General features: G+C 73.3%; 24 protein-coding genes and 1 tRNA gene. 16 read left to right on the forward strand and 9 right to left on the reverse strand.

The window, feature by feature from the left end:
* Window positions 1–276: 276 nt before the first annotated feature.
* From ELX43_RS00900 to ELX43_RS00910, 3 genes are read left to right on the forward strand one after another with little or no spacing between them, the layout of a single operon-like run.
* The gene (locus tag ELX43_RS00900) at window positions 277–1,173 is read left to right on the forward strand and encodes a VOC family protein (RefSeq protein ID WP_127781729.1); all 897 of its coding nucleotides are present in this window, start codon (window positions 277–279) and stop codon (window positions 1,171–1,173) included.
* Entirely contained in the window at window positions 1,161–2,456 is a 1,296-nt protein-coding gene (locus ELX43_RS00905; protein ID WP_127781730.1) for a hypothetical protein, read from the forward strand. Before ELX43_RS00900 ends, ELX43_RS00905 begins: the two co-directional genes overlap by 13 nt.
* Entirely contained in the window at window positions 2,453–3,250 is a 798-nt protein-coding gene (locus ELX43_RS00910; RefSeq protein ID WP_164860543.1) for an IclR family transcriptional regulator, read from the forward strand. Before ELX43_RS00905 ends, ELX43_RS00910 begins: the two co-directional genes overlap by 4 nt.
* Before the next feature lie 14 nt (window positions 3,251–3,264).
* Here ELX43_RS00910 and ELX43_RS17825 read toward each other — a convergent pair whose 3' ends face one another.
* Complete coding sequence (locus ELX43_RS17825) at window positions 3,265–4,263, reverse strand: NAD(P)/FAD-dependent oxidoreductase (RefSeq protein WP_241249511.1); 999 nt, start codon at window positions 4,261–4,263, stop codon at window positions 3,265–3,267.
* A complete protein-coding gene (gene fdxA, locus ELX43_RS17830) occupies window positions 4,248–4,562 on the reverse strand; it encodes a ferredoxin (RefSeq protein ID WP_241249521.1) in 315 nt (104 codons plus the stop codon). Before fdxA ends, ELX43_RS17825 begins: the two co-directional genes overlap by 16 nt.
* Window positions 4,563–4,893: 331 nt before the next feature.
* Here fdxA and ELX43_RS00920 point away from each other — a divergent pair, with 331 nt between their 5' ends.
* The gene (locus tag ELX43_RS00920; protein ID WP_241249528.1) at window positions 4,894–5,586 is read left to right on the forward strand and encodes a YoaK family protein; all 693 of its coding nucleotides are present in this window, start codon (window positions 4,894–4,896) and stop codon (window positions 5,584–5,586) included.
* 24 nt (window positions 5,587–5,610) lie between these two features.
* Here ELX43_RS00920 and ELX43_RS00925 read toward each other — a convergent pair whose 3' ends face one another.
* Together ELX43_RS00925 and ELX43_RS00930 are read right to left on the reverse strand one after the other, a co-directional pair.
* Window positions 5,611–6,477: a diacylglycerol kinase family protein gene (locus tag ELX43_RS00925; RefSeq protein WP_164860544.1), complete on the reverse strand. Its 867-nt coding sequence runs from the start codon at window positions 6,475–6,477 to the stop codon at window positions 5,611–5,613.
* The gene (locus ELX43_RS00930; protein WP_127781734.1) at window positions 6,474–8,138 is read right to left on the reverse strand and encodes an FAD-binding oxidoreductase; all 1,665 of its coding nucleotides are present in this window, start codon (window positions 8,136–8,138) and stop codon (window positions 6,474–6,476) included. The genes ELX43_RS00925 and ELX43_RS00930 overlap by 4 nt, the downstream gene beginning before the upstream one ends.
* Window positions 8,139–8,155: 17 nt before the next feature.
* Here ELX43_RS00930 and ELX43_RS00935 point away from each other — a divergent pair, with 17 nt between their 5' ends.
* Genes ELX43_RS00935 through ELX43_RS00945 form a run of 3 tightly spaced genes read left to right on the forward strand, consistent with a single transcriptional unit; the run spans window position 8,156 to window position 10,979 of the window.
* The gene (locus ELX43_RS00935; protein ID WP_127781735.1) at window positions 8,156–8,770 is read left to right on the forward strand and encodes a TetR/AcrR family transcriptional regulator; all 615 of its coding nucleotides are present in this window, start codon (window positions 8,156–8,158) and stop codon (window positions 8,768–8,770) included.
* Window positions 8,767–10,314, forward strand: a complete 1,548-nt coding sequence (locus ELX43_RS00940) for a glycerol-3-phosphate dehydrogenase/oxidase (RefSeq protein ID WP_127781736.1) — start codon at window positions 8,767–8,769, stop codon at window positions 10,312–10,314. Before ELX43_RS00935 ends, ELX43_RS00940 begins: the two co-directional genes overlap by 4 nt.
* A 50-nt stretch (window positions 10,315–10,364) precedes the next feature.
* A complete protein-coding gene (locus ELX43_RS00945) occupies window positions 10,365–10,979 on the forward strand; it encodes a putative glycolipid-binding domain-containing protein (protein ID WP_127781737.1) in 615 nt (204 codons plus the stop codon).
* Window positions 10,980–11,017: 38 nt separating this feature from the next.
* Here the strand turns inward: ELX43_RS00945 and ELX43_RS00950 are convergent, their stop codons facing one another.
* Both ELX43_RS00950 and ELX43_RS00955 read right to left on the reverse strand, forming a co-directional pair.
* Window positions 11,018–12,355, reverse strand: a complete 1,338-nt coding sequence (locus ELX43_RS00950; RefSeq protein ID WP_127781738.1) for an amidase — start codon at window positions 12,353–12,355, stop codon at window positions 11,018–11,020.
* A gap of 32 nt (window positions 12,356–12,387) precedes the next feature.
* Window positions 12,388–13,311, reverse strand: a complete 924-nt coding sequence (locus tag ELX43_RS00955) for a prephenate dehydrogenase (RefSeq protein ID WP_241249538.1) — start codon at window positions 13,309–13,311, stop codon at window positions 12,388–12,390.
* Between the two features lie 141 nt (window positions 13,312–13,452).
* Between ELX43_RS00955 and ELX43_RS00960 the strand changes: the two genes are divergently transcribed.
* Window positions 13,453–13,995, forward strand: coding sequence for a tRNA adenosine deaminase-associated protein (locus tag ELX43_RS00960; RefSeq protein WP_127781739.1), 543 nt, complete (start codon window positions 13,453–13,455; stop codon window positions 13,993–13,995).
* Between the two features lie 65 nt (window positions 13,996–14,060).
* On the forward strand, window positions 14,061–14,495 hold the full coding sequence (locus ELX43_RS00965; RefSeq protein WP_127784567.1) for a nucleoside deaminase: 435 nt from the start codon (window positions 14,061–14,063) through the stop codon (window positions 14,493–14,495).
* Window positions 14,496–14,507: 12 nt separating this feature from the next.
* Here ELX43_RS00965 and ELX43_RS00970 read toward each other — a convergent pair whose 3' ends face one another.
* Entirely contained in the window at window positions 14,508–15,560 is a 1,053-nt protein-coding gene (locus tag ELX43_RS00970; protein ID WP_127781740.1) for a DUF2776 family protein, read from the reverse strand.
* Window positions 15,561–15,661: 101 nt separating this feature from the next.
* Between ELX43_RS00970 and ELX43_RS17525 the strand changes: the two genes are divergently transcribed.
* The 3 genes from ELX43_RS17525 to ELX43_RS00985 all read left to right on the forward strand — a co-directional run bounded on the left by ELX43_RS17525 (window position 15,662) and on the right by ELX43_RS00985 (window position 17,905).
* The gene (locus ELX43_RS17525; protein ID WP_164860545.1) at window positions 15,662–17,395 is read left to right on the forward strand and encodes a hypothetical protein; all 1,734 of its coding nucleotides are present in this window, start codon (window positions 15,662–15,664) and stop codon (window positions 17,393–17,395) included.
* A 112-nt stretch (window positions 17,396–17,507) separates the two neighbouring features.
* Window positions 17,508–17,705 carry a CsbD family protein gene (locus ELX43_RS00980; protein ID WP_127781741.1) on the forward strand — a complete coding sequence of 66 codons (198 nt, stop codon included), beginning with the start codon at window positions 17,508–17,510 and terminating at the stop codon, window positions 17,703–17,705.
* 110 nt (window positions 17,706–17,815) lie between these two features.
* Window positions 17,816–17,905: transfer RNA gene (locus ELX43_RS00985), tRNA-Ser, on the forward strand.
* Between the two features lie 107 nt (window positions 17,906–18,012).
* Here the strand turns inward: ELX43_RS00985 and ELX43_RS00990 are convergent.
* Window positions 18,013–18,456: a MarR family winged helix-turn-helix transcriptional regulator gene (locus ELX43_RS00990; RefSeq protein WP_127781742.1), complete on the reverse strand. Its 444-nt coding sequence runs from the start codon at window positions 18,454–18,456 to the stop codon at window positions 18,013–18,015.
* A 55-nt stretch (window positions 18,457–18,511) separates the two neighbouring features.
* Between ELX43_RS00990 and ELX43_RS00995 the strand changes: the two genes are divergently transcribed.
* The gene (locus ELX43_RS00995; protein ID WP_127781743.1) at window positions 18,512–19,567 is read left to right on the forward strand and encodes a hypothetical protein; all 1,056 of its coding nucleotides are present in this window, start codon (window positions 18,512–18,514) and stop codon (window positions 19,565–19,567) included.
* A 13-nt stretch (window positions 19,568–19,580) separates the two neighbouring features.
* On the opposite strand, the gene ELX43_RS01000 is transcribed toward ELX43_RS00995, so the two are convergent.
* Window positions 19,581–20,315, reverse strand: a complete 735-nt coding sequence (locus ELX43_RS01000) for a hypothetical protein (protein WP_127781744.1) — start codon at window positions 20,313–20,315, stop codon at window positions 19,581–19,583.
* A gap of 199 nt (window positions 20,316–20,514) precedes the next feature.
* Here ELX43_RS01000 and ELX43_RS01005 point away from each other — a divergent pair, with 199 nt between their 5' ends.
* The 3 genes from ELX43_RS01005 (at window position 20,515) to ELX43_RS01015 (ending at window position 24,375) form a co-directional block, all read left to right on the forward strand.
* Window positions 20,515–22,497 (forward strand): ABC transporter ATP-binding protein, encoded by a 1,983-nt coding sequence (locus tag ELX43_RS01005; RefSeq protein WP_241250035.1) that lies wholly within the window; start codon window positions 20,515–20,517, stop codon window positions 22,495–22,497.
* Window positions 22,498–22,582: 85 nt separating this feature from the next.
* Entirely contained in the window at window positions 22,583–23,368 is a 786-nt protein-coding gene (locus ELX43_RS01010) for an ABC transporter permease (protein WP_241249542.1), read from the forward strand.
* A gap of 11 nt (window positions 23,369–23,379) precedes the next feature.
* Window positions 23,380–24,375, forward strand: coding sequence for an ABC transporter permease (locus ELX43_RS01015; RefSeq protein ID WP_127781746.1), 996 nt, complete (start codon window positions 23,380–23,382; stop codon window positions 24,373–24,375).
* Window positions 24,376–24,394: the final 19 nt, after the last annotated feature.

The following is a 24,394-nucleotide window of genomic DNA, read 5'->3' on the forward strand; positions in this document are numbered from 1 at the left end:
CCCAGGACAGCGCCGCGCCGGTCGCCGTCAGGTAGTGCTGTCCGGGGACAGGGCCGGTGTGAGGTTGCAGGACAGTCAACTCGGGAGCCTTCCAGTGAGCCGGGGAAGCGGAGACGAGTGCCTCGACGGCTCAAAAACTAGGGGTGCGGCGTTCCGGGCAGGTTAACTACGTGTTGCATTACGCTATGACGTCTCACATGGCTTGACGACGGTCTCGGGCGATTCCTAGGGTTCGGACTGTGCACCGCAGGGTGCCGCGACGGAAGGTGAACCGCAGTGACCGAGCCGGTGCAAACCCGCCCCCTGGGCCCCGCCAGCGTGGAGTACGTCCGCCTGGCCGTGCCGGACATGACCGCGACGATCGAGTTCCTCTCGTACCACGTCGGTCTGGCCCTGGAGGAGCACGACGAGAGCCACGCCTACCTGCGGGTGGGCACCGAGCACCACAGCGTGGAGCTGCTGCACGAGCCGAGCCTGTCGGCCTTCCGCTACGACGGCGTGGGCTACAGCGTGGACGACGACACCGTGCTGGCCGACCTGGAGCAGCGGGTGCGCGCCGCCGGCCACGAGGTGCTGCCGCTGACGCAGGGGATGAAGGGGCTGTGCCAGGCGGGCTTCGCCGTGCGCGACCCCAACGGCACGCTGGTGGAGCTGTTCACCGACTTCATCGAGTACGCCGAGACGCCGTGGCCGGACCTGCGCCCGCAGACGCTGGTGCACCCGTTCATCATCACCGACCGCTACGACGAGACCCTGGCGTTCTACCTCGACGTGCTGGGCTTCCAGGCCTCGGACTACGTGGAGGACTTCACCGCGTTCCTGCGCTGCGAGGACCGCTACCACCACAGCCTGGCCGTGCGCCGCAGCGACCGCTTCGCCCTGGAGCACCTGTGCTTCATCATGGGCGACATGGACGGCGTGATGCGCCGCCGCGCGCGGGCGCAGTACCGCAACGTCAAGATCCTCGGCGACGTGGTGAACCACTCCGCGTCCACCTCCATCGCCTTCTACCTCTACGACGACCAGCACGGCCCGCGCTACGAGCTGTGCGACGGCCACCGGATCTTCACGCCGGCCGAGCACGAGACGCACCGGCCGCGCCGTCTCAAGCGCGACCCGCGCAACATCGACGTCTGGCGGGCCGAGGCCGACGACCGGACGTGGGCGCACTGATCCCCGCCGAGCACCTGGCGGACACGGCTGCCGAGCTGGTCCGGCGCGACGACCTGCTCGCCGCGCTGGAAGTGCTCAGCGCTGCCCCCGTGGATCGTGGCGCGGAGCGCGGCTGCGCCGAGGCGCTGGCGGCGTGGAGCCGGCAGCGCTGGCCGCAGCTGGGCTTCACGGTGCAGGACACAGGCGCTGGCGGGGCCAACCTGGCGGCGAGCACCGGGTCGGACCGCGGCGGAGTGCTGCTGTGCTCGCACCTGGACACCTCCACCTCCGGCGAGGGCACGGTGCATCGCGAGGTCACCGGCTCCACCACGCCGTACCAGCCAGGCGTGTGCCTGGACGGTGACGCGGTGTCGGGGTTCGGCCTCGGGGTGGCCCGGGCGCCGGCGGCGGCGGTGCTGGTCGGCTACGCCGCGGCCGCCACCGCGCTGGCCGAGGCCGGGGTGGCCGGCACCGTGCAGCTGCTGCTGGCCAGCGGTGGCACCCACCGCAACACCGCGCTGGCCGAGCCACCGCAGCCGGCCTGCTCGGGGGTTCGGCACTACCTGGACCACGGTGGTGCACCCGACGCGGTGATCGTGGGCAAGTCGGGCCCGCCCGGGGTGCTGCACGAGGAGCCGGGGGCGGCGTTCCTGCGCATCCGGGTGAGCGCGCCCGGCCCGGGGGTGGTGCTCTTCCGTGACCAGGCGCAGCCGGTGGGCGGGCTGCCCCAGCACGTCGGCCTGGTGTGCGCGGCGTTCGAGGCGTGGCGCGGGCAGTGGCGGGCGCTGCCCACCACCGGGCAGACCGGGCGGGAGGCCGGCATCGGCGCCATCCGCACCGGCGCGGTGGCCAAGCCTGACCTGCTGCCGGCGCACCTGGACCTGTTCGTCTACCTGGTGTCGGCCCCCGGCGACGAGCTGGGCGCGCACCTGGACCGGCTGCACAACACCCTGGTGGGGCACCTGCGCGGCAGCCCGCTGGCCGGCTGCACGGTGGAGGTGACGGTGGGCGACGCGGAGCCGGGCGGCGCCACGCCGGCGTCGGCGCCCATCGTGGAGCTGGTGCGCGCCGCGCGAGCCCGCCACCTGCAGCGCGGCGGAGAACCGGACATCACCGGGTGGACCGGCTCCACCGACGGCGTGCTGTTCCGCGCCCGGGGGATCGACACCGTGCGCGCCGGACCCCAGGTTCGAGCCGATCCTGACCGGCCTGGACGGGATGTGTGCTCGGCGGAGGAACTTGTACGGTACGCACAGGTGTACGCAGCTGCGGCCGTGCGCTTCGCGGTCAACAGGGGAGAGTGAGTGCACTGACAACCAGCACGGGTCCGGCCACGGCCGACGACCACGACGACGGGTCTGCGCAGGGCCGGGGCCGGGCGCCGGCCATCCAGGCGGTGGAGCGGGCCGCGGTCATCCTGGCTGCGTTCACCCCACAGCGACCGCGGATGAGCCTGAACGAGATCACCGCGGCGCTGGGCACCAGCAAGGCCACCGCGCACCGCTACACCAAGGCGCTGCGGGCGGCGAACCTGCTGCGCTACGACCCCACCGAGACGGTGTACTCCCTGGGCCCGCAGATCCTCACCCTGGCCGCGGCCGCCCGCTCGGCGCTGCCGGTGATCAAGATCGCCGAGCCGTTCATGGACCAGCTGCTGCGCCAGGTGCAGGAGACGGTGGTGCTCAGCGTCTGGGACGGGGAGAGTCCGATCGTGGTGGCCTCCAACGACAACACCGACCACGTGGCTCGGGTGGCAGTGCGCCTGGGCGCGCGCCTGTCGCCCACCGCCTCCGCCCAGGGGCGGGTGTTCTGCACCTTCCTGCCCGAGGGCGAGGTGCCCATGCTCAAGCGGGAGATGCAGACCAACCCCGACTTCGCCGAGGAGCTGGTAGGTATCCGCGAGACCAAGGTGAGCGTGAAGTCGCCGGTGGTCAACGGGCTGCGCACGCTGGCGGCGCCGGTGTTCCAGGATGGCCGGGTGGTGGCGGCGCTGGCCGTCATCGCCACGTCGGTGGCCGGGCAGCAGGGCGAGGACGAGACCATCGCCGCCCTGCAGCAGACCGCCGAGCTGATCTCCGCGGAGCTCGGCCGGGCCTGAGCCTCCAGCCGGGCCTAGGCGTCGGAGGAGTGCCCCGGCGCCACCGACAGCGCCGGGTTGACCAGCGGCGCCAGGTTGTTCACCGCCGACGCCGCCTCGCCGAAGCCCACGCTCATCAGCCGAACCTTGCCGGGGTACTCGCTGATGTCGCCGGCGGCGTAGACCCGCGGGATCGACGTCTGCATGTCCCGGCCCACCACGATGCGCCGCTTCTGCTGCTCCAGGCCCCAGGTGTCCAGCGGCCCCAGGTCGGCGATGAACCCCAGCGCGGCCACCACCGCGGTGGTGGCGAGCTGGACGGGCTCGGGGTCCTTCTTGTTCTGCACGGTGATGCCGGTGATCCACTCCTCGCCGTGCACACCCACCACCTCGTGTGGGGTGAGCACTCGGATGGGGGCGAGCTTGAGCAGCGCCTGGCTGCGCTCGTGCGCGCGGAACACCGGTCGGCGGTGCACCAGCGTCACCGAGGACGCGATCGGCTGCAGGCCCAGCGCCCAGTCGAGCGCGGAGTCGCCACCGCCGACCACCACCACGTCCTGCCCGGCCAGCTCGTCCAGCCGCGGCACGAAGTAGCGCAGCCCGCGGCCGAGGTAGTCCGAGCCCACCGGCAGCTCGCGGGGGATGAAGCTGCCCACCCCGCCGGTGACGAGGATGGCCTTGGCCTCGATGCGGCGCCCGGTGTCGGTGGTGACGGCCACGCCGTCGCCGCCGTGCTCCAGGGTGGTGGCGGTCTCGCCGAGGATGAGCAGCGGGTCGTGCTGGCGCGCCTGCGCGGACAGGGCGTCCACCAGGTCCTGGCCCTTCACCGCGGTGAAGCCGGCGACGTCGTAGATCGCCTTCTCCGGGTACAGCGCGGCGACCTGCCCACCCAGCTGGGGCAGGGAGTCCAGCAGCGCGACCGTCATGCCGCGGAAGCCGGCGTAGTAGGTGGCGTACAGCCCGGACGGGCCGGCGCCGACGACCAGCAGGTCCACCTGCACGGTGGGCGGCGGGGCGATCACGTGGCGGCCCACTCGGTGACGGCGGGGTGGTCGGCGCCCACGGGGCCGATCTTGCGGGCGCCGCCGGGGGAACCGATGGTGGCGAAGAACTGCTCGTTGATCTCGATGAACACGGCGCGGTCGGCCGGCACGTCCTCCTCGTGAAAGATGGAGATCACCGGGCAGACGGGCTCGCAGCGGCCGCAGTCCACGCACTCGTCCGGGTTGATGTACATCATCCGGTCGCCCTCGTAGATGCAGTCCACGGGGCACTCGTCCACGCACGACTGGTCGGTCTCGTCGATGCAGGGATCGGTGATCACGTAGGCCATGGCACTCCTTCACTGGCGTCACGCAATGCAGGTCGTCACCGCGTAATGCGAGATAGACTCGCCGGAGGTGATCGCCGGTGTCAACGCAGATCCCGGCTGCGGCCGGAGATTTACGCACTCGTAACCGTGGCGGACCGGGCAGGCTGCCAGGCCCCTTGCCGGCCCCGCGAGGGGCGAGGCCGACGGACGTCGCGGGGGAGCATGGGGCCGGTTGACGCTGTTCGAGTGTCTCGCTTAGCGTTACGGCGACTTGCTCCTGCCGCCCGCGCTGGTGGTGGCAGGGCGTTGGCCAGCCCCGAGGAGCTCCCATGACCGTTCGACCGTGCGCGCGGTGAGCGCCCCCGCCGCGGCTCCCCGCCGGGTTGCCGCTGACACCCAGCAGGTGGCGCTGGTGCTGATGCTGGTGCTCACCTTCGTCACCGGCGTGGTGGACGCGGTGGGCTACCTCGGCCTCGACCGGGTCTTCACCGGCAACATGACCGGCAACATCGTGATCCTCGGCATGGGTGTGGCCGGCGCCGACGAGCTGCCCGTGCTGGGCCCCGCGATCGCCCTGCTGGCGTTCACCCTCGGCGCGCTCGGGGCCGGCATGGTGCTGCGTCGAGCCGCGGCGGCGTGGACCACCCGCGTCACCGCGCTGCTGGCCGCCGGCGGAGCGATGCTGGGAGTGCTGGCCGTCGCCCTGTGGGTGCTCGACGACGGCTACACCCCCGACGAGCAGCTGGTGATCGCCGCGGGCACCGCGCTGGCCATGGGCAGCCAGGCCTGCGTGGCGCGCAAGCTGGCCATCAAGGACATGACCACCGTGGTGGTGACCTCCACGCTCACCTCGTGGGCCAGCGAGTCGCTGGTGACCGGGTGGCGCGGCGCGATCTGGAACCGCCGGCTAGGTGCGCTGGTGCTCATCCTGCTCGGTGCGGTGGTGGGTGCCCTGCTGCTGCAGGTGCACATGAGCGTGGCGATGGCGGTGGCGAGCGTGCTCACCCTCGGTGTGACCGCCGTGGGCCACCGCGCGCTGCGCTGACCCGCGCGCCCTCAGGGGACGAGCTCAGCGGCCGCCGAGCACCCGCAGCGCGCCCGGCGCCACGCGGACGGTGCACGGCACCCACCCCGCCGGCTCGCCGTCGGCGTAGAGCTCGATGGGCGTCACCGCCGTGAGGTGCACCTGCCGGCCCAGCTGCACCTGCACCACGTCGCCGTCCACGTGGGTGCCACTGAACAGCTTGGGCAGGTTGGACACGAAGTGCCACCGCCCGGCGTGCGAGACGGTCACCACGTCGAGCAGGCCGTCGTCCATCCGCGCGTCCGGGGCGATCTTCATGCCCCCGCCGTAGCGCCCGGAGCTGCCCACCGCCACGGTGTAGCCGCGAAACGACCGTGCCGTTCCGTCCACGGTGACGGTGAGCTCGGCGGGGACCCAGGTGGCCAGGGTGCGCAGCGCCGCCCACGCGTACACCAGCTGGCCGCGCACCACGGTGGTGGCGTTGGCCCGCCGGGTGGCCTCGGAGTCGAACCCGCAGCTGATCACCCCCAGCACGGTGCGCCCGTCCAGCTCGGCGACGTCCACCGCCCGCTCCACCGCGCCCAGCAGCGCCGCCGCGGCCACCGCCGGGTCGCGCGGGACGCCCAGCGCGGCACAGAAGTCGTTGCCGCGTCCGCCGGGCAGCGGCGCGAGGACCGTGCCCGACACCCGGGTGCCTGCGGCTGCCCGGCTCAGCAACCCATCGCCGCCGAGTGCGGCCACCACCGTGCCGGGCTCGGCCGCCGCGGCCACCTGCTCGGCGTCGTCGAGGTCACGGGTGAGGTGAGTGCGCACCTGCCAACCGTTGGCAGCCAGCGCCCGCTGCACCGCCGGCATGGCCGCCGCCGCCCGGCCGCCACCAGAGCTGGGGCTGACGAGCAGCAGCACGTTCACGGCATCATCTTGCCCGGGTTGAGGATGCCGGTGGGGTCGAGCGAGTCCTTCATGGACCGCAGCAGCTGCAGGCCGGTCTCGCCCACCTCCGCCGCCATCCACGGGGCGTGATCGGTGCCCACCGCGTGCTGGTGGGTGGCCGGGGCGCCGTGCGCGGCGATGACGTCAGAGGCCGCGCGCTTGGCGGCGAGCCACTGGCCCTCCGGGTCGGTGGGGTCCTGGCGGGCCACCACGGTGAAGTACAGCGAGGCGCCCGTGCGGTAGACGTGCGAGACGTGGCACTGCACCAGCGGGGCGCTGGCGGCGGTGGTCAGCGAGCGGCGCAGCGCGGCGGCCACCGCGGTGTGCAGCGCAGGCAGGTCGCGCCAGGAGGTGGCGGTCTCCAGCGTCTCCACCAGCACCCCGTGGTCGAGCAGCTCGTCGCGCAGGTACGGGGCGTGGAAGCGCCCGTGCGACCAGGCCTGGCCCGGGCCGCTGCCCAGCGGGACACCGCCGTGCTGGCGCAGCAGCGCCGCCGCCGCCCGGCTGCGGCGGGCGACCTCCGCGGCGGTGCCGTCCCAGCCGAAGATGGCCAGGCTGCCGGTGCGGCGTCCGCGGGCGCGCAGGTAGCCGCGCAGCGCGCGGGCGCCGAGGGAGCCCCCGGCCAGGCGCAGCGTGGTGGTGGTCTCCTCCTCGTCGGACAGCCGGCAGGAGTCCGGCGCCACCCCGTGGCCGAGCTGCTGGGCCAGCGCCCGGAACGCCGTCGTGCCCGCCGCGAACGACGGGAACGACCAGCCGGTGAACTTCTGCACCGCCGGTGCGGGGCGCACCGCCACCGTGGCGGAGGTGACCACGCCGAGGCGACCCTCCGAGCCCACCACCACGTCCAGCAGCCGCGGGCCGGCGGCGCTGGCCGGTCCGCGGCCCAGCACCAGGTCCCCGCTGGGGGTGGCGCAGGTGGCACCGATCAGCACCTCGTCGAAGCGGCCGTAGCCGGTGGAGGCCTGGCCGGCCGAGCGGGTGGCCACGAACCCGCCGACGGTGGCCTGCTCCCAGCTCTGCGGGAAGTGGCCCAGGGTGAGCCCGTGCGCGCTGAGCTCGCGCTCCACCTGCGGCCCGCGCATGCCGGCCTGCAGCGTGGCCGTCATCGACACCGGGTCGACGTCCACCAGCGCGTCCAGCCGGGTGAGGTCCAGGGCGACGAGCGCGGAGAACCGACCCCTCAGCGGCTCCACCCCACCCACCACGCTGGTCCCGCCCCCGAAGGGCACCACGGCCACCTCGTGCTGCACGCACGCCTGCAGCACCTGCCGCACCTGCTGGTGGTCGGCCGGGCACACCACGGCGTCCGGGGCGTGCTCGGCGTCGCCGCGACGCCGGCGCAGCAGGTCCAGGTAGGACTTGCCGCCGGCGTGCAGCACCCGGGTCAGGCGGTCGGTGCGCACGTGCTCGATGCCCACCGCCGCCACCAGTGCCGCGGTCGCGGCCTCGCTCAGCAGCGGGTCGGGCAGGCGCACCTGCTCCAGCGGCACCGGAGTGCTGCGCTCGCCCAGCAGGCCGGCCGCGGCCAGGTGCTCCCGCGCGGCCCGGGGCAGGGGGGCGCGCCGGGCCGGGTCGCCCCAGCCGTGCCACACCGAGCCGAGCCGCACCGACGAGTGGGCGCTGGCGTCCTCGCTGCTCATGCGGTACACAGTGACACATGACGTCTAGCCGTAACAAGGCCGAGGACGACGACGAGGTCACCGGCCGGATCCTCGACGCCGCCCGGGAGCTGGTCATCGCGTTCGGCCTGCGCCGCACCACCGCCACCGACGTGGCACGCCGGGCCGACGTCAGCCGCATGACGTTCTACCGCCGCTTCCCCGACATCCAGCGGGTGCTGGCCGCGCTGCTCACCCGCGAGTCCGCCGTCCTGTTCGCCGAGGTGGCCGACCACGGCACGGGAACGGCGCGGCAGCGGCTGTGCGCCACCACGCTGGCCGTGGTGCGCCGGCTCAGCACCGACCCGCTGCTCAACCGGGTGCTGGAGGTCGACCCCGAGGTGCTGCTGCCGTACCTGCGCGAGCGCACCGGGGCCAGCCAGCGGATGTTCCTGGACCTGCTGGTCGCCGCCATCACCGCCGGGCACGCCGACGGCTCGGTGCGCGAGTGCGACCCGGAGCTGGCCGCCCGCAACATCCTGCTGATGGTGCAGGTCTTCGTGATGTCCTGGGCGATCACGCTGCGGGAGAGCGACCCGGAGGGTGCGCTGGCCGAGCTGGGCATCATGCTCGACCACTACCTGGCCCCGGGGCTGTCGGAGCGTCAGGCGTGAGCGGCCCGCAGCCCGGCACCTGGCTCAACAGCCGCCGACGCAGCGCCGAGCTGGCCCAGCTGGCCGACGGCGCCGAGGTGGACCTGCTGGTGGTCGGCGGCGGGGTCACCGGGGCCGGCGTCGCCCTGGACGCGGCCAGCCGCGGACTGTCGGTGGCGCTGGTGGAGAAGGCCGACCTGGCCCACGGCACCAGCCGCTGGTCCAGCAAGCTGGTGCACGGCGGGCTGCGCTACCTGGTCAAGGGCGACGTGGCGCTGGCCTGGGAGTCTGCCCGGGAGCGGCACGTGCTGATGGAGCACACCGCCCCGCACCTCACCCGGGCGCTGCCCTTCCTCACCCCGCTGGACGAGCACACCCCGCCGCTGCCGGGGGTGGTGAGCCTGCTGGGGATGCGCATCGGCGACGGGCTGCGACGCGTCGCCGGCACCTCCGCCCACACCCTGCCCGCCCCGCGCCGGGTGTCCAGCACCGAGGCGCTGCAGCTGGTGCCGGGTCTGCGCCCCGCCGGGCTGCGCGGCGGGCTGGTGCACTGGGACGGCCAGCTCGCCGACGACGCCCGGCTGGTGATCGGCCTGGCCCGCACCGCGGCCGGCTTCGGGGCGCGGGTGCTCACCTACGCGCAGGCGCTGCAGGTGCACGCCGACGGGGCCCGGGTGCGCGACGTGCGCACCGGCGCCGAGCTGGACCTGCGGGCGCGGGCGGTGGTCAACGCCACCGGGGTGTGGGCCGACCGCCTTGCCCCCGAGGTGCGGCTGCGGCCCAGCAAGGGGGTGCACCTGGTGGTGCCCGCCGAGCGCCTGGGCCGGCCCTCCGCTGCGCTCACCGTGGGCGTGCCCGGCCACTTCGGCCGCTACGTCTTCGCCCTGCCTCAGCCCGAGGGGGTGGTCTACGTGGGGCTCACCGACGACCCCGCCGAGGAGGTCAGCGAGGAGCCGCAGGCCGCCGAGCGCGACGTCGACTTCCTGCTCGAGGTGGTCAACGCCGCGCTGCGCACCCCGCTCACCCGCGCCGACGTGGTGGCCACCTACACCGGCCTGCGCCCGCTGCTGGACACCGGCGACGCCAGCACCGCCGACCTCTCCCGCCAGCACTCCGTGCTGGAGCAGCCCCCCGGCGTGGTGACCGTGGTGGGCGGCAAGCTGACCACCTACCGCGCCATGGCCCAGGACGCGGTGGACCACGCCGTCGCGCTGCGCGGGCTGGACGCCGGTCCCTGCGTCACCGCCAAGCTGGGGCTGGTGGGCGCCCTGCCGCGCGCCGAGCTGCTGGGCGTGGACGCACCGGCCCGGCTGGTGCACCGGTACGGCGCCGAGGCCCCGGTGGTGCGCAGCGTGGTGGAGCGGCCGGGCGAGCGCGTGGTGCCGGGGCACCCGCTGTGCCGCGAGGAGCTGCTGTTCGGAGCGCTGGCCGAGGGGGCGCTGGACGTCGGCGACCTGCTGTCCCGGCGCAGCCGGCTGACCACAGTGGCCCCCGCCCTCGTGCCCACCGCAGCTGAGGTGGCCAAACAGGTGCTGACTGAAGCGTCAAAAGCTCTGGGCGAGTGAGCATCCCCACCTCTGCGACCGCTCCAGCTGCGGACGCCTACCCTGGTCGCGTGACTGCATCAGTGACCGTTGAGAACACAGCGGCTCCGAACGACGAGAGCAACACCTGGCCGGCCATGCTGACCTGGGCCGGCGACGCCGCCGCGCTGCTCGAGTCCGCCCGTGTCCAGATGACCAGCCGAGCGGTGAAGGTGCACGGCCGCATCGTCGCCGGGCGCACCAGCGCGCACGAGTCGTTCAGCGCCTCCTACGAGCTGCTGCTGGACGAGGCCGGCGTGACCCGTCGGCTGGCCATCCGCAGCACCGTCGCCCAGGGCGACCGGCAGGTGGCCCTGAGCCGGAACTCCGACGGGCTCTGGCTGATCGACCACGGCCAGGGACCCAAGAGCTCGGGCTTCGACGGCGCCATCGACGTGCACGTCGGCGTGAGCTCGTTGTTCGCCACCCTGCCGGTGCGTCGCCTCGGGCTGGTCAACGACCACCGCGCGGAGACCGTGCCCGTGGTGGCGGTGAGCCTGCCCGACCTGACCGTGCAGCCGGCGACGTGCACCTACACCAGCTCGCCGACCGGCGTGGAGGCTGTGACCCCGTCCGGGGTGGCGCTCATGGCGGTGGACGAGGACGGCTTCGCGCTGGACTACGCGGGCATCACCCACCGCATCTGACGTTTCCTCCGGGGCGTTCCACCCCTCGGGGCCGTCGGTCAGTCCTTGCCGTCGACCACGGCGGCCACCCGCAGGATGCCGCGCTCCTCCAGCTTCACCCCGGCCACCTGGATGCCGATCGGCAGCCCGTCCACGGCGCGGGCGGGCACGCTCACCGCGGGCGCACCCAGCAGGCTGAACGGGCTGGTCAGCCGGGGCAGCTCGGCCCGCAGGTCCAGGTCGCCGGCCAGGGTGCGCTCGCCCAGCGGGGTGGCGCGCAGCGGCGTGGTGCCCAGCAGCAGCGCGTCCAGCCCGTAGGTCCTGCGCAGCGTGGCCATGATCGACGTCCGCAGCCGGTCGCGGGTGCGCAGCGCGCTGATGTACTCCTGCGCGGTGCGCTCGGACTGCGCCAGCAGGCGCTGCGCCGTCTCCGGCTGGAAGTCCTCCCGGCGCTCCACCAGCTCGGCGGCGTGGGTGGCGTGCGCCTCCGCCCCGACGATCACGGCGTAGGTGGCGGCGAGGGCGTCGAGGTCGGGGATCTCGATCTCCACCAGCTCCGCGCCGTGCTGGCTCAGCCGGGCGGCGGCGGCCTGCAGCACCACCTCCAGCTGCGGGTCGTCCACCCCCAGCAGCGCGTTCTGCGGCAGCCCGATGCGCAACCCGGTCACGCCGGGCTCCTGGATGCCGCCCCCGGTGCCCTCGGCGCCGCGGGCCAGCACGTCCCACACCACTGACGCGCCGTGCACGTCGCCGGTGAGCAGCCCGGGCAGGTCCAGCGTGGTGGACACCGGCACCATCCCGGTGGTGGGCACCGCGCCCTGGTGCGGTCGCAGCCCGACGACGCCGCACAGCGCCGCGGGCACGCGGACGTCGCCGCCGGTGTCGCTGCCCAGCGCGAACGGCACGTAGCCCCGCGCCACGAGCGCGGCCGCACCGGAGGACGCGCCGCCGGTGATGGCCCCGTGCTCGTGCGGGTTGTGCGGCGCCGAGCCCACGCCGACGTCGCCGGTGGGACCCAGGCCGAGCTCCTGGCACTGCGCCTTGGCCACCACGATGGCGCCGGCCGCCCGGAGCCGGGCCACCGCCTCGGCGTCGGTGCGAGCGGGTGCGGCGCCGGCGCGCACCGCGCTGCCGCAGCGGGTGGGCAGGCCGGCCACGTCGATGGTGTCGCTGACGGCGACCGCCATGCCGTGCAGCGGCCCGCGCCACTGCCCGCTCGTGATCTCGGTGGCGGCCAGCTCGGCCGCCCGCATGGCGGCGTCGTCGTCGCGCGCAGTGACCAGTCCGCCGGCCTCGGTCAGCCCGGCCAGGGTGGACTCCACGTGGTCCACCGGGCTCAGCCGCCCCGAGCGCAGGTGCATCGCGAGCTCACGGAGATCGAGGGTGGAGTCCTTCATCCTGGCCATGGTGTCCATCCTGCCCGGGGCGCTCAGAGCCGGCGGATCATGCCCCCGTTGCGGCCCAGCGCGCGCAGCCGCTCCAGCGCCTGCGGACCGGTGAGGTCGACGTCGGTGACCTCGGTGCGGTGCAGCTCGTCCAGGCGCAGCCGGGCGGTGTGCCCCGCAGCAACGGTGCTACCCAGGGTTGCGTTGTCGCGCAACGAGTCGCGCGCGTTCGTCAGCCGGGTGAGGGTGTCCTCCAGCGCGTCGAGCAGGCTGCTGCGGTTGGCCTCGCACATCGCCTGCACCAGCTCGGGACGGGTGGCGGCAACCCGGGTGCCGTCGCGGAAGGACCCGGCGGCCAGGCTCAGCGCCAGCTCTCCGCCCTCGCCACCCACCGCCGCCAGGACTGCGGCCAGCACGTGCGGCAGGTGGGAGATGGCGGCGACGGCGCGGTCGTGCTCCTCGGCCGACGCCGGCACCACGTGGGCGCCGCAGACCAGGGCCAGCTGGGCCACGTCCCGCCACACGTCCAGGTCCAGGCCGTCGTCGGCGGCCACCACCCAGGCAGCGTCGCGGAACAACGTGGCGCTGCCGGCGGCCCAGCCGGAGTGCGCGGTGCCGGCCATCGGGTGCCCACCCACGTAGCGCGCGGCCAGCCCGTGCTGGGCCACCGCCGCGGCCACCGGCGCCTTGACGCTCACCGCGTCGGTCAGCGCGCAGCCCGGGGCGTGCTCGGCCACCGCGGCCAGCACCGGCTGCAGGGCGGTCATCGGCACCGCCACCACCACCAGCGCGTCGGCGTCGGCGGCACGGCGCAGGGTGGCGGGCAGGTCGCTGCTGACGTCGTAACCGTCGGCGGGCGCCACGGGGGAGCGGTTGTAGCCCCACGCCGGTCGGCCCGCGTCGGTGGCCGCCCGCAGCAGCGAGCCGCCGATCAGCCCGAGCCCCAGCACACACACCGGTCTGGTCACGCCGCCTCAGCTCCTCGCCTCGCCCCGGTGCCTGGTGGGCACCGCCTGCCGGGCACGATCCTGGCACCCCACCGCGACACCGCGTGCCTCGCACCGGGACGACGGTCCGCCGGCGGCTGGACAACGACTACCGTGATGCCCATGTCCGAGCAGCGTGGGTCCAAGAGCAAGGTCGCCCAGGAAGCCTCCGACGACGACCTCGAGGGCACCGCCATCGCCGTCACTCGCGAGGAGGGCACGTGGCGGTGCAAGCCGCTCAAGCCGGCCGCGCTGCACAGCCTGTCCGAGGCGGTGACCGAGCTGCGCGAGCTGCGCAGTGCGGGAGCGGTGTTCGGCCTGCTGGACGTCGACGACGAGTTCTTCCTCATCCTGCGGCCGGGTCCGCAGGGCATCCGGCTGGTGCTCTCCGACGCCACCGCGGCGCTGGACTACGACATCGCCGCTGACGCCCTCGAGCACCTCAACATCGACATTCCCGACCTCGACCCCGACGAGCTCGACGACGTCGACCCGTGGGCCGAGGGCGAGCTGGGCCTGCTGGACGACCTGGGCCTGCCCGCGACCGTGCTCAACGTGATCGCCAGCGACACCGACCTCTACGCCGACGAGCAGCTGACGATGATCGCCGAGCGCTGCGGGTTCGCCGACGAGCTCGCCGCCGCCGTGGACGCCTACGGGCGCTGAGCCCTCCCTCCCGACGTCCGGCGCCCTGCGTGAGCCCCTCCTGGAGCCCTGCCGCCGACGAGGCGATGGTGCGCGCCGCGCTGGACGCCGCGGGGCAGACCCCTGCCGGTGACGTGCCCATCGGTGCGGTGGTGTTCGCCGCCGACGGCACCGAGCTGGCCCGCGCCGCCAACGCCCGCGAGCACCTGGGTGACCCCACCGCGCACGCCGAGGTGCTGGCGCTGCGGGCGGCGGCACAGGTGCACGGCGACGGCTGGCGGCTGCTGGAGTGCACCCTGGCGGTGACCGTGGAGCCGTGCACCATGTGCGCCGGCGCCGCGGTGGCCGCCCGCGTGGGTCGGGTGGTGTTCGGGGCGTGGGAGCCGCGCAGCGGGGCCGTCGGGTCGTTGTGGGACGTGGTGCGCGACCGTCGGCTCACCCACCGGCCCGAGGTGCGCGGCGGGGTCTTGCAGAGCGAGTGCGCGGCGCTGCTGGAGGAGTTTTTCACCGGCTACCGCTGAGGGCCTCCCGGATCAGTCCGAGCTGGCGCCGGCCTCCAGGATCGACACGATGGAGTACAGCGTGAAGCAGACCGCGCCCAGGCCCACCAGCACCCGAGCGGGGACGAAGAACCCGGGGCTGACCACTGCCGCCTCGAACACGAACGCGGCCAGGAACAGGCAGGTCAGCGCGGTCACCACCGGGATGAGCGGGATGCGGCTGGCCAGCGGGAAGCTCTGCCGCCACACCAGCGCCAGCAGCAGCACCTTGGACAGGATGCTGAAGCAGATCAGCCCCAGGCCGATGAGCACGAACCCGGGCGCGTAGCGGGCAGGCCAGTCGGTGCCCAGCAGCACCACCAGGCCCCACACCAGGTTGACCGTCCCCATCGCGGCCACCCACCAGGTCCACCAGTAGCGCTCGCGGCCGGTGAAGGTGTTGCGCACCTGGCGCACGATGCTGAGCACCAGCGCCACCAGGCTCGCGCAGATCATGCCCAGGCCGAGCAGCACGTGGCCACCGACGTCGTCGGCGCCGGCCTCGGCCAGCAGCGCCGCCGCGTAGCCGATCGCCGCAACCGCGCAGGCCGCCGGCACCGCGCCCAGCGCCCAGCCCACCGCGGCGGAGTAGGCGCCGTCCGGCGGGCCGGCGTCGGCCGGGCGAGCACTGTTGGCCGGGATGCGGGTGAAGGCGGTGGATGCGGTGGCCACGGTGCTCACGCACGTCGCCACCAGCCCGATGCCCACCACCACCGGCCCGATGGTGTGGTGCTCGGTGGACCTGCCCGCGGCGATCACCACGCCCCACACCACGGTGGCCAGCGCGACGACGTAGCCCGCGCAGGGCAGCACCACCTTCCACACCGTGCTGTAGCGGTGGATCAGCTGCCGGATGATCGTCGCCGCCGTGGTGAACAGCGCGAAGCAGATCGCGGTGAGGGCGATGAGGACCGTGCCGGCGGTGACGTGGGCGGGCCGGCTGCCGGCGTCGTCGGCGGCCAGGCGCACGTCCAGGCCGTAGGCCAGGCACAGCGCGCCCATCACCAACGGGATGGCCCGGAACAGGACGCTGATGCTGACGTTCACGCGACACCTCGCAGGCGCTCGCCGGAGTGGTCTGAGATCGACCGTACGTGGGGCGACGCTTCAACTGGTTGGTCAGGCAACGAGGTGGTTAGTCTCCGTCCATGGTGACCCAGATCGCAGTGCGCGCCGGACTCGCCCGTTCTCGGAAGGTCGCGGCCCTGGCCGTGGCGGGCGCCACCGCGCTGCTCGGGCTGGCGCTGCCGCCCAGCGCTGCCGCGCAGCAGCCCGTGCAGGCCGAGCGCACCGAGGAGCCGGTGACCGGGTCGGCCACCGGCGACGGGGTGCAGGTCAGCTACGTCAGCCTGTACGCGCCCATGCCGGACGCCGCCCCGGCACACCCCGCCGCCTGCGACCGCCTGGGCTATCTGCGGGTGCGCGCCGCCGACGGCCCGGCCGACCCCGCCGAGACTGACAACGTCTACGTGCTCATGCCCGGCATCCTGGCGGGCGCGGGATCGCTGGAGCCCGTCGCGCGCAACGTGGTGCGGGCGGCGGCGGAGACCGGCAAGCAGGTGGAGGTGTGGGCGCTGGACCGCCGGTCCAACTGCCTGGAGGACCACACCGGGCTGCTCGCCGCCGCGGACGCGAGCAGCGCCGACGTCGCCTTCGACTACTACTTCGACGGTGCGGAGCAGGACGGGCGGAGCTACGCCGGCACCGCCAGCGCCGCCGACACCGCCTTCCTCAACGAGGTGGGCCTGGCGCAGACCGTGCAGGACTACGCCACGGTGCTGATGCAGCTGCCCGCCAGCTACCGCAGCAAGGTGATGTGCGGCGGCCACTCCCTGGGCGGCCCGATCACCGCAGCGCTGAGCAGCTGGGACTTCAACGGCACTCCCGGGTACACCCTCTGCGGCGGCTACTACGTGCTCGACTCCCGGCTGAGCATCACCCGGCCCGGCACCGAGGGGCTGGCCGCCCTGCAGGCGATGCTGCCGGTGGGCCTGGCCGACGCGCTCAGCGGGCTGCGGGCCGCCTCCCCCTACATCAACCTCTCCCCGCTGACGCCGCAGACCTTCGCGCTGCTCGGGGTGCTCAACACGGCGGCCGGGCAGGCGCCGGACGCACGCAGCACGGTGCTGCCGCGCATCCCGCGGGACCTCAACTTCGAGGTGGCGCTGCGGCTGTTCGGCGCCAAGGACTGGGCGTCAGCGCTCACCGGGCAGCCCGACCTGCGCGACTTCAACGCCACCAACGCGACGGTGCTGGGCACGGTGCTGGACGACAACTCCTCGCCCATCACCATCCTGCGGGCCAGCTTCGGTGCGCCCACCGGTGGTGGATCGATCGCGCCCAAGAACTTCCCGCTGCCCTACGGAACGCCCAGCAACTCGCTGCTCGGCGGCAACAAGCTGGTCATCGCCAGCGACCCCGCGGCGGTGAGCAGCTGGCTGAACTACGACGAGCTGCCCGCGGCGGGAGCGACCACCGCCGACGGCGACGTCTTCACCACCCCGGCCAGCGAGATCACCGACGTGCAGCAGTTCGCCTCGGCGTTCAGCATCCCGGAGTCCGACGGCACGGAGTGGTACTTCCCTATCCGGCTGGTCACCGACCTGCAGGCTGCGCAGCTGGGCGACCGGCACGGCTTGCTGGCCGGGCTCCGGTACGACGGGCCCAACCAGCGTCCGGCGATCTACTTCGACGCCGGTGACTCCGGGGTGGCCGACGGCCCGGCCATCGGGGGCCCCATCGTCAACGGCGGCGTGCAGGTGGTGCTGCCCGGCTACAACCACCTGGACGTGACCACGGCGGCGTGGAAGCAGAACGACGGGCGCCCCGAGCAGATCAGCCACCGCTTGGTGGAGTTCACCGCGGGCCTTCCGCCCAGGTAGCGGCGTTTTCTGCCGCTGCGAGCAGGATCGTCCGGCGGTACCGTCAGCGCAGTGCCGAGGGCTCGTCCGGATGGGCGGCTGCAGTCCGACGGCGGCACGACGGAGGGTGACGATGAGCGCAATCGACAAGGCCAAGAACAAGGCTGAAGAGCTGATCGGCAAGGCCAAGGAAGCCGTGGGTGGGGCCAGCGGCAACAAGGACCTCAAGCACGAGGGCCAGGGCGACCAGGCCAAGGGCAACGTCAAGCAGGGGGGCGAGAACGTCAAGGACGCTGCCAGCGACACCAAGGACAAGCTCACCGGCGACTAGCTCGCACCAGGTGGCCCGGGTTGCGTGGGTGGCCCGGCGATGGCTCGTGCGCGGTGCACCCAGAGGTGGCCGGGCAGGAGCGCCGACCGCGATCCGGTAAGGTAGCCGGCGGTAGCGTGTCCGAGCGGCCTAAGGAGCACGCCTCGAAAGCGTGTGAGGGTTCACCCCCTCCGTGGGTTCAAATCCCACCGCTACCGCCACGAGCACCACGACGAAGCCCCTCCCGCGCACGCGGTGAGGGGCTTTGGTCGTCCTGGGTCGTTCCGCCCCAGCACGCAGCGGAGCGGGAGCAGCGGTTCGGCGGGGCTCAGGCGTCGTCGCTGCGGTTGTAGCGGTGCAGCAGCCGGGCGAAGGTCTGCACGTCCTCCTCCGACCAGTCCCGCAACCGGCCCTCGATGGCCCGCACCTGCTCGTCCCGGACGCCGTGCAGCAGCGTCGCCGCCTGCTCGCTCAGCGCCAGGGTGTGCGAGCGGGGGCGCTCCGGGTCGGGGTGGCGCACCAGCAGGCCGCGAGCCTCCAGGCCGGTGAGCTGCCGGCTGGCGGTGGACTTGTCGACGCGCAGCGCGGCAGCCACCTCGGTGACCCGGGCGCCGGGATGTCCATCCACGTGGGACAGCAGCGAGAAGTCGACGTAGCTCAGCCCGGCCTTCGCCGACCCGCCCTCCGCCCGGATGCGGCGGCTGAAGTCGGCGAGGTCGTCATGAATCTGCTCAGCCCAGCGACGCGCTGAGGGTTGCTGGTCGGCCGCCATGAGTTGTACTCTACAACCTCAACCAGTTGTAAAATACAACCAGAGAGTTCTGCCGATGCCTGCCGCCGCTCACGGCCACCCCCGCGTCTCCGTCTCCTTCGTGCTGAGCCACGCCCTCGTCCCGGTCCTCCTCGGAGTGGTGATGGCGGCGGCCTACGTGGGCGGGTTCGCCAAGCCCGACCCGCAGCAGGTGCCGGTGGACGTGGTCGGCGACGCCCCACAGGCCACTGCGCTGGTGGAGTCGCTGCGCGGCACGCTGGGCGACAAGGTCAGCCTCACCGTGCAGCCCGACCGGCAGGCGGCGGCGGACCGCATCGCGGCGCAGGAGACCAGCGCTGCCTACGTGCTCGACGCGGACCGGCCCAGCCTGCTCGTCAGCTCTGCGGCGTCGGACACCACGGCGGTGACCGTGGAGCGGATGTTCGCCCCGATCGCGCTGCAGCAGTCGCTCCCGCTGGCGGTGGAGGACGTGGTGCCCACCTCGCCGGACGATCCCTCGGGTCAGGCCTTCTTCTTCTACCTGGTGGCGCTCACCGTCGGCGCCTACGGCACGGGCACGGCGATCGGCACCGCGGGCGCCTCGCGAACCCTGCGCAGCCGCACCGGCCTGGCCGTGGGTGGAGCTGCGGCCAACGCCGTCCTGGTCACCGCGGTGGCGGAGCTGATCAACGGCACCATGGGCGGACACGTCTGGGCCATTGGCGGGACGGCCTTCGCCTACGCCCTGGTGCTCACCCTCTTCGGCGTCGGTCTGCACACCCTGGTCGGCCGGTTCACCACGGCGTGCATGGTCATCCTGTTCGTGGCGCTGAACTTCACCAGTGCGGGTGGGGTGTACCAGCCGTGGCTGCAGCCCGGCCTCTTCGCGTGGCTGCACCAGTTCTGGATCGGCTCCGGCATGCTCGAGGCCGCCCGCAAGATCGTGTACTTCCCGGACCTGTCCCTGGCCCGTGACCTCGGCACGATCGGGGGCTGGCTGGTGGTCGCCGCGGCCCTGCTGGGTGCGGTGGCCGTGGTGGAGCGGCGGCGACGCGCGGCGGCCCTGCGGGGCGCCGAGGTCAGCGAGGCCGAGGAGCGGGAGATCGAGCTGGCGGAGAGCGTCGTCTCCTAGGCGTGTCGGTCCCCTAGGTGCACGGGCGGGCGAACGGGCGCATCCGCTCGCTGACCTCTCGCCGCAGCTGCGGGTCGGCGGCCAGCGCTGTCGTCGTGTGCTGCGCTCCCCGGCCCACCAGCTGTGGGTCCACCACGCCGAGCTCGCCCAGGTGGGTCAGCACCTGGTCCTGGGTGCCGAAGGGCAGCGGCCGCCGGTCGCGGTCGCCGAGCACCCCCCAGCGCGACACGTACATCAGCAGCGGGCGATCGCCGAGCGGGAAACCCTGCTGCAGGGTGAGGCGGTCCGCGGCGACGGCACGACGGTCGTAGCTGCCCTCGGTGGCGTCCAGACAGCTCAGCTGCTCGGCGCTGAGCGCGGACACGGTCACCGCTGCGGTCGCTCCTCGCCGCGCGAACGGGGTGGCCGCGACGTACCCGCCCTGGCTGACGTGGGCGGAGTGGCCCACGTCGGTGCCGTGCAGCACCCCCACGCCAGTGGGCACCACCGTGGCGGCGCCGGCTGCGGCGAGCTTGCGGCGCAGCACGTCCGGGCAGCGGTTGGAGCCGATGCCGACCACCAGCGCCCGGCGGGCCAGGGGCGCGGCGCCCATGTCGGCCAGCAGCCTGTCAACCTCGCCCGCGGCCCCGTGCAGGGCGATGAGGTGGTCGTCCACCTGCAGCGCGGAGAACGGCAGCGCTGGCCCGGGGTAGCGCCACGGCTCGGCGCGCAGGTCCACCGCGAGGTTCAGCGAGCGCAGCGTCGGCACCTGACCATCGTGACAAAGGCGGGCAAGTCAATTCACTTCATAGTTACCTGCGAACGTTCAGCCGAAACACTTGCACCCAAAACTATCGCTCAACCGGTATTGCCGGAGAGATTCACTCCTTCCGCTGTAGGGGGCTTCTTTGAGTGACACCCTCATCACCCGCAGTGCTTCTGACCTGGCCTTGACCACGAACACGTCGGTGAACCAAACAACGGCCGAGGTCGAGGAACTGGAGGTCACTTTTCAGCGAAAGGGCGCTGCAGTTCGCGCCCTCCGGGGCGTCTCCCTCACCATTTCCCCCGGCGAGATCGTGGGCCTGGTGGGCGAGTCCGGTTCCGGGAAAAGCGTTCTGGGGTTTTCCCTGCTGGGTCTGCTGCCGCGGTCCGCCGAGCTGGGTGGTGCCGTGCGCGTGATGGGCTCAGACATGCTGCACGGTGACGAGAAGTCGCGGCAGAAGGTGCGGCGACTCAACCTGGGCTCCATCTTCCAGGACCCGATGACGTCGCTGAACCCGACGATGCGGGTGGGGCAGCAGGTGGCCGAGTCGGCCGGCAGCACCGCAGAGGCGGAGCGCCTGCTCGCCGCGGTGGGCATCCCGGACCCGGCGCGGCGGATGCGCAGCTATCCCCACGAGCTCTCCGGCGGCCTTCGCCAGCGCGTCATGATCGCCATGGCGGTCGCGGGCGACCCCGAGCTGATCGTCGCGGACGAGCCGACCACCGCCCTGGACGTCACGGTCCAGGCGCAGGTGCTGGTGCTGCTGCGTCGACTCCGGGACGAGCTCGGGTGCAGCGTCCTGATGATCACCCACGACCTGGGCGTTGCCGCGCAGATCGCCGACCGGGTGGCCGTGCTCTACGCCGGTCGGATCGCGGAGGTCGGGCCCGCCGCGGAGGTGCTGCAAGCCCCCGCGCACCCGTACACGCACGGGTTGCTGCAGTCACGGCTGACCTTCGACACCCACCGCCAGCGTGCGCTCGCAGTGCTGCCTGGCGAGGTGCCCAGCCCCACCGCGGTGCTGTCGGGTTGCCCCTTCGTCCCGCGCTGCCCGCTCGCGCACGACCAGTGCAGCACCCGGCCACCTGCGCCGACGGAGGCCGGGCCGGGCCGGGTGAGTGCCTGCGTGCTGCCGGCACCCACCGTCCTCGCCCGGCTGCACCCCGAGGAGGCCGTACCTCCCGAGGACGCCGTACCTCCTGACGCGGCCGTGCCCCCCGACGAGGTAGTGGCTCCGCAGACCACCACCGACGACCCAGCGCGCGAGCGTGGCGTGGCGGTCTCCGTGCGCGAGGTCACCAAGGCGTTCCCCACGGGCGGCGCGGTGCGGGGACGGGCTCGGTTGCAGGCCCTGCGGGGGGTCTCCCTCACCGTCGGCGCTGGTGAGGCCGTGGCGATCGTGGGGGAGAGCGGCTCGGGCAAGTCAACCCTGCTCCGAGTGATCGCCGGGCTGGAGACTCCGACGACCGGGCAGGTGGGCCTCGCCGCCACCGAGCGCCCCCAGATGGTCTTCCAGGATGCTGGCGCCTCGCTGACACCGTGGATGTCGGTGCACGAGCTGGTCTCCGAGCGCCTGCGCGGCCGCAAGCTCTCGCGCCGGCAGCGCGACGCGCGGGTGACCGAGGCGCTCACTCGGGTGGGCCTGCCTGCCGACGTGGCCAGGGCCCGCGCAGCCCAGCTCTCCGGCGGGCAGCGCCAACGGGTGTCGCTGGCCCGCGCCACCGTGGTGCCCCCGGCGGTGCTGCTCTGCGACGAGCCGACCAGTGCTCTGGACGTCTCCCTCGCCGCCTCGGTGATCAACCTGATCGGGCAGCTGCGGGAGAGCCTGGACATGGCCGTGGTGTTCGTGACCCACGACCTGTCCGTCGCCCGGGTGGTCGCCGACCGCATCGCCGTGATGTACCTGGGTCGGATCGTGGAGATCGGCGACGTCGAGCAGGTCACCGCCCGCCCCGCCCACCCCTACACGCAGGCGCTCATCGCCTCGATCCCCGACATCGGCCGCGAGCCGGAGGTGATGATCGGTGAGCCGGGCAGCCCCCTGTCACCGCCCTCCGGCTGCGCCTTCCACCCCCGGTGCCCGCTGGCCATCGCCACCTGCAGCGAGCCTGCGCTGGACGTCGGGCTGGAGGGCACGCCCGGCAGCAACCACCGAGTGGCGTGCATCGAGCGGAGGGCGAGCTGACATGACGCTGACCTTGTCCAGGGCGGTGCCGCTGGCCGCACCCGCTCGACGCCGGACCCGCTGGTTCAGCTCACGCGGAGCCACCATGAGCTGGCTGGGAGCCAGCCTGCTGCTGCTGCTCACGCTGGTGGCCGTGGCGGTGCCGGTCCTGGCGCCGCACGACCCCTTGCTGCCCGTGGGAGTACCGCTGACCGGGCCGTCCTGGGGGGCGAACCTGCTGGGCACCGACAGCATCGGCAGGGACGTGCTCAGCCGGGTGCTGTACGGGGTGCGGGCCAGCTGGTTCGCCGCCCTCGCCGTGGTCGCCCTCGGCGTGCTGGTCGGCGGCCTGGTGGGCCTCGTCGCCGGGATGGCCGGTGGCTGGGTCGACTTCGCCCTGATGCGCATCACCGACGGCTTCCTCTCCATGCCGGCGCCTGTGCTGGCCATCGCCGTGGTGGCCGCGCTGGGTCCTGGCTTCCTGCACACCTTGATCGCGGTGTCCATCGTGTGGTGGCCCTTCTACGCCCGGCTGGTCCGCGGCGAGGTGGCTCGCCTGATGGCTCGACCACACGTGGAGGCGGCGCGGTTGGCGGGGGCCGGACGGTTGCGCCTGGCCCGGCGCCACGTGCTGCCCGGAGCCGTTCCCAACACGGTGGTGGCTGCCAGCCAGGACATCGGAGCGCTCGTCCTCACTTTGGCTGCGCTGTCCTTCCTCGGGCTCGGCCAGTCCGCCCCCGCTGCGGAGCTGGGTGCGGACACCGCTCGCAACCTCAGCTACTTCCTGCAGCAGTGGTGGATCCCGGTGCTGCCAGGCGTGGGGGTCCTGCTGCTCACCCTGGTCGCCAACATCGCCGGGGACAGCGCCCGCAACCTCATGAAGACGAGCTGAGAGGACCCGCCGTGCCTGCCTTCGTGCTCAAGCGCCTCTCGGCGATGGTGCTGATCCTGGTGGTCCTCACCGGGGTGATGTTCGTGCTCCAGAGCGTCTCCAGCCTCGACCCGGTGCACGCCCAGCTGGGCGCACAGGCATCTGCGGACGCCGTGGCGGCCCGCCGGCACGAGCTGGGGCTCGACCTGCCGCTCACCACCCAGTTCTGGAACTACCTGGTCGCGGTGGTGCAGGGTGACTTCGGGACGTCCTTCCGCACCCGCCGCCCGGTGGGCACCGACCTGTTGTCGTTCGTGCCCGCGACGCTCGAGCTGGCGCTGGCCGGCATCACCATCGCGCTGCTGCTGGCCATGCTGCTCGCCTTCAGCACCACGCTGCGCTGGCGCGGCGCCGAGGTGCTCCGGGTGGTGCTGTTCACCGGGGCAGCGGCGCCGATGTTCCTGCTCGGCATCGTGGGGATCATCGTCTTCTACCAGCAGCTGGGCTGGCTGCCCGCCACCGGCCGCTCGTCCGTGGCCGACCTGCCGGATGGCCCCACCGGACTGCTCACCGTCGACGGGCTGCTGGCCGGGCGCCTGGACGTGGTGGCCGACGCGCTGCAACACCTGGTGCTGCCGGCCACGGCGCTCGCGCTCGGGCCCGCGGTGGCGATCGGGCGGGTGCTGCGCTCCAGCCTGCTCACCGACCTGGAGAGCGACTACGCCCGCACCGGCCGCGCCAAGGGCTTGTCCAGCCGGGGGGTGCTGTTCAAGCACGTGCTGCGCAACTGCGTCGGATCCTCCCTGGCGATGACCGGCCTGCAGCTGGGGCTGATGTTCTCCGGAGTGCTGGTCGTGGAGCAGGTCTTCGCCTGGCCCGGCATCGGGCAGTACGTGGCCCAGAGCATCCCGGTCGCCGATTTCCCCGCCATTGCCGGCGTCACCCTGCTCCTCGGCGCCGTCTACGTCGTCATCAACGCGGTCGTCGACCTGCTCCAGGCGGCCGCCGATCCCCGCATCAAGGTCTGACTCCCCTCGACCTCCCCTT

The organism is Rhodococcus sp. X156 (assembly GCF_004006015.1).
Lineage (GTDB): Bacteria > Actinomycetota > Actinomycetes > Mycobacteriales > Mycobacteriaceae > X156.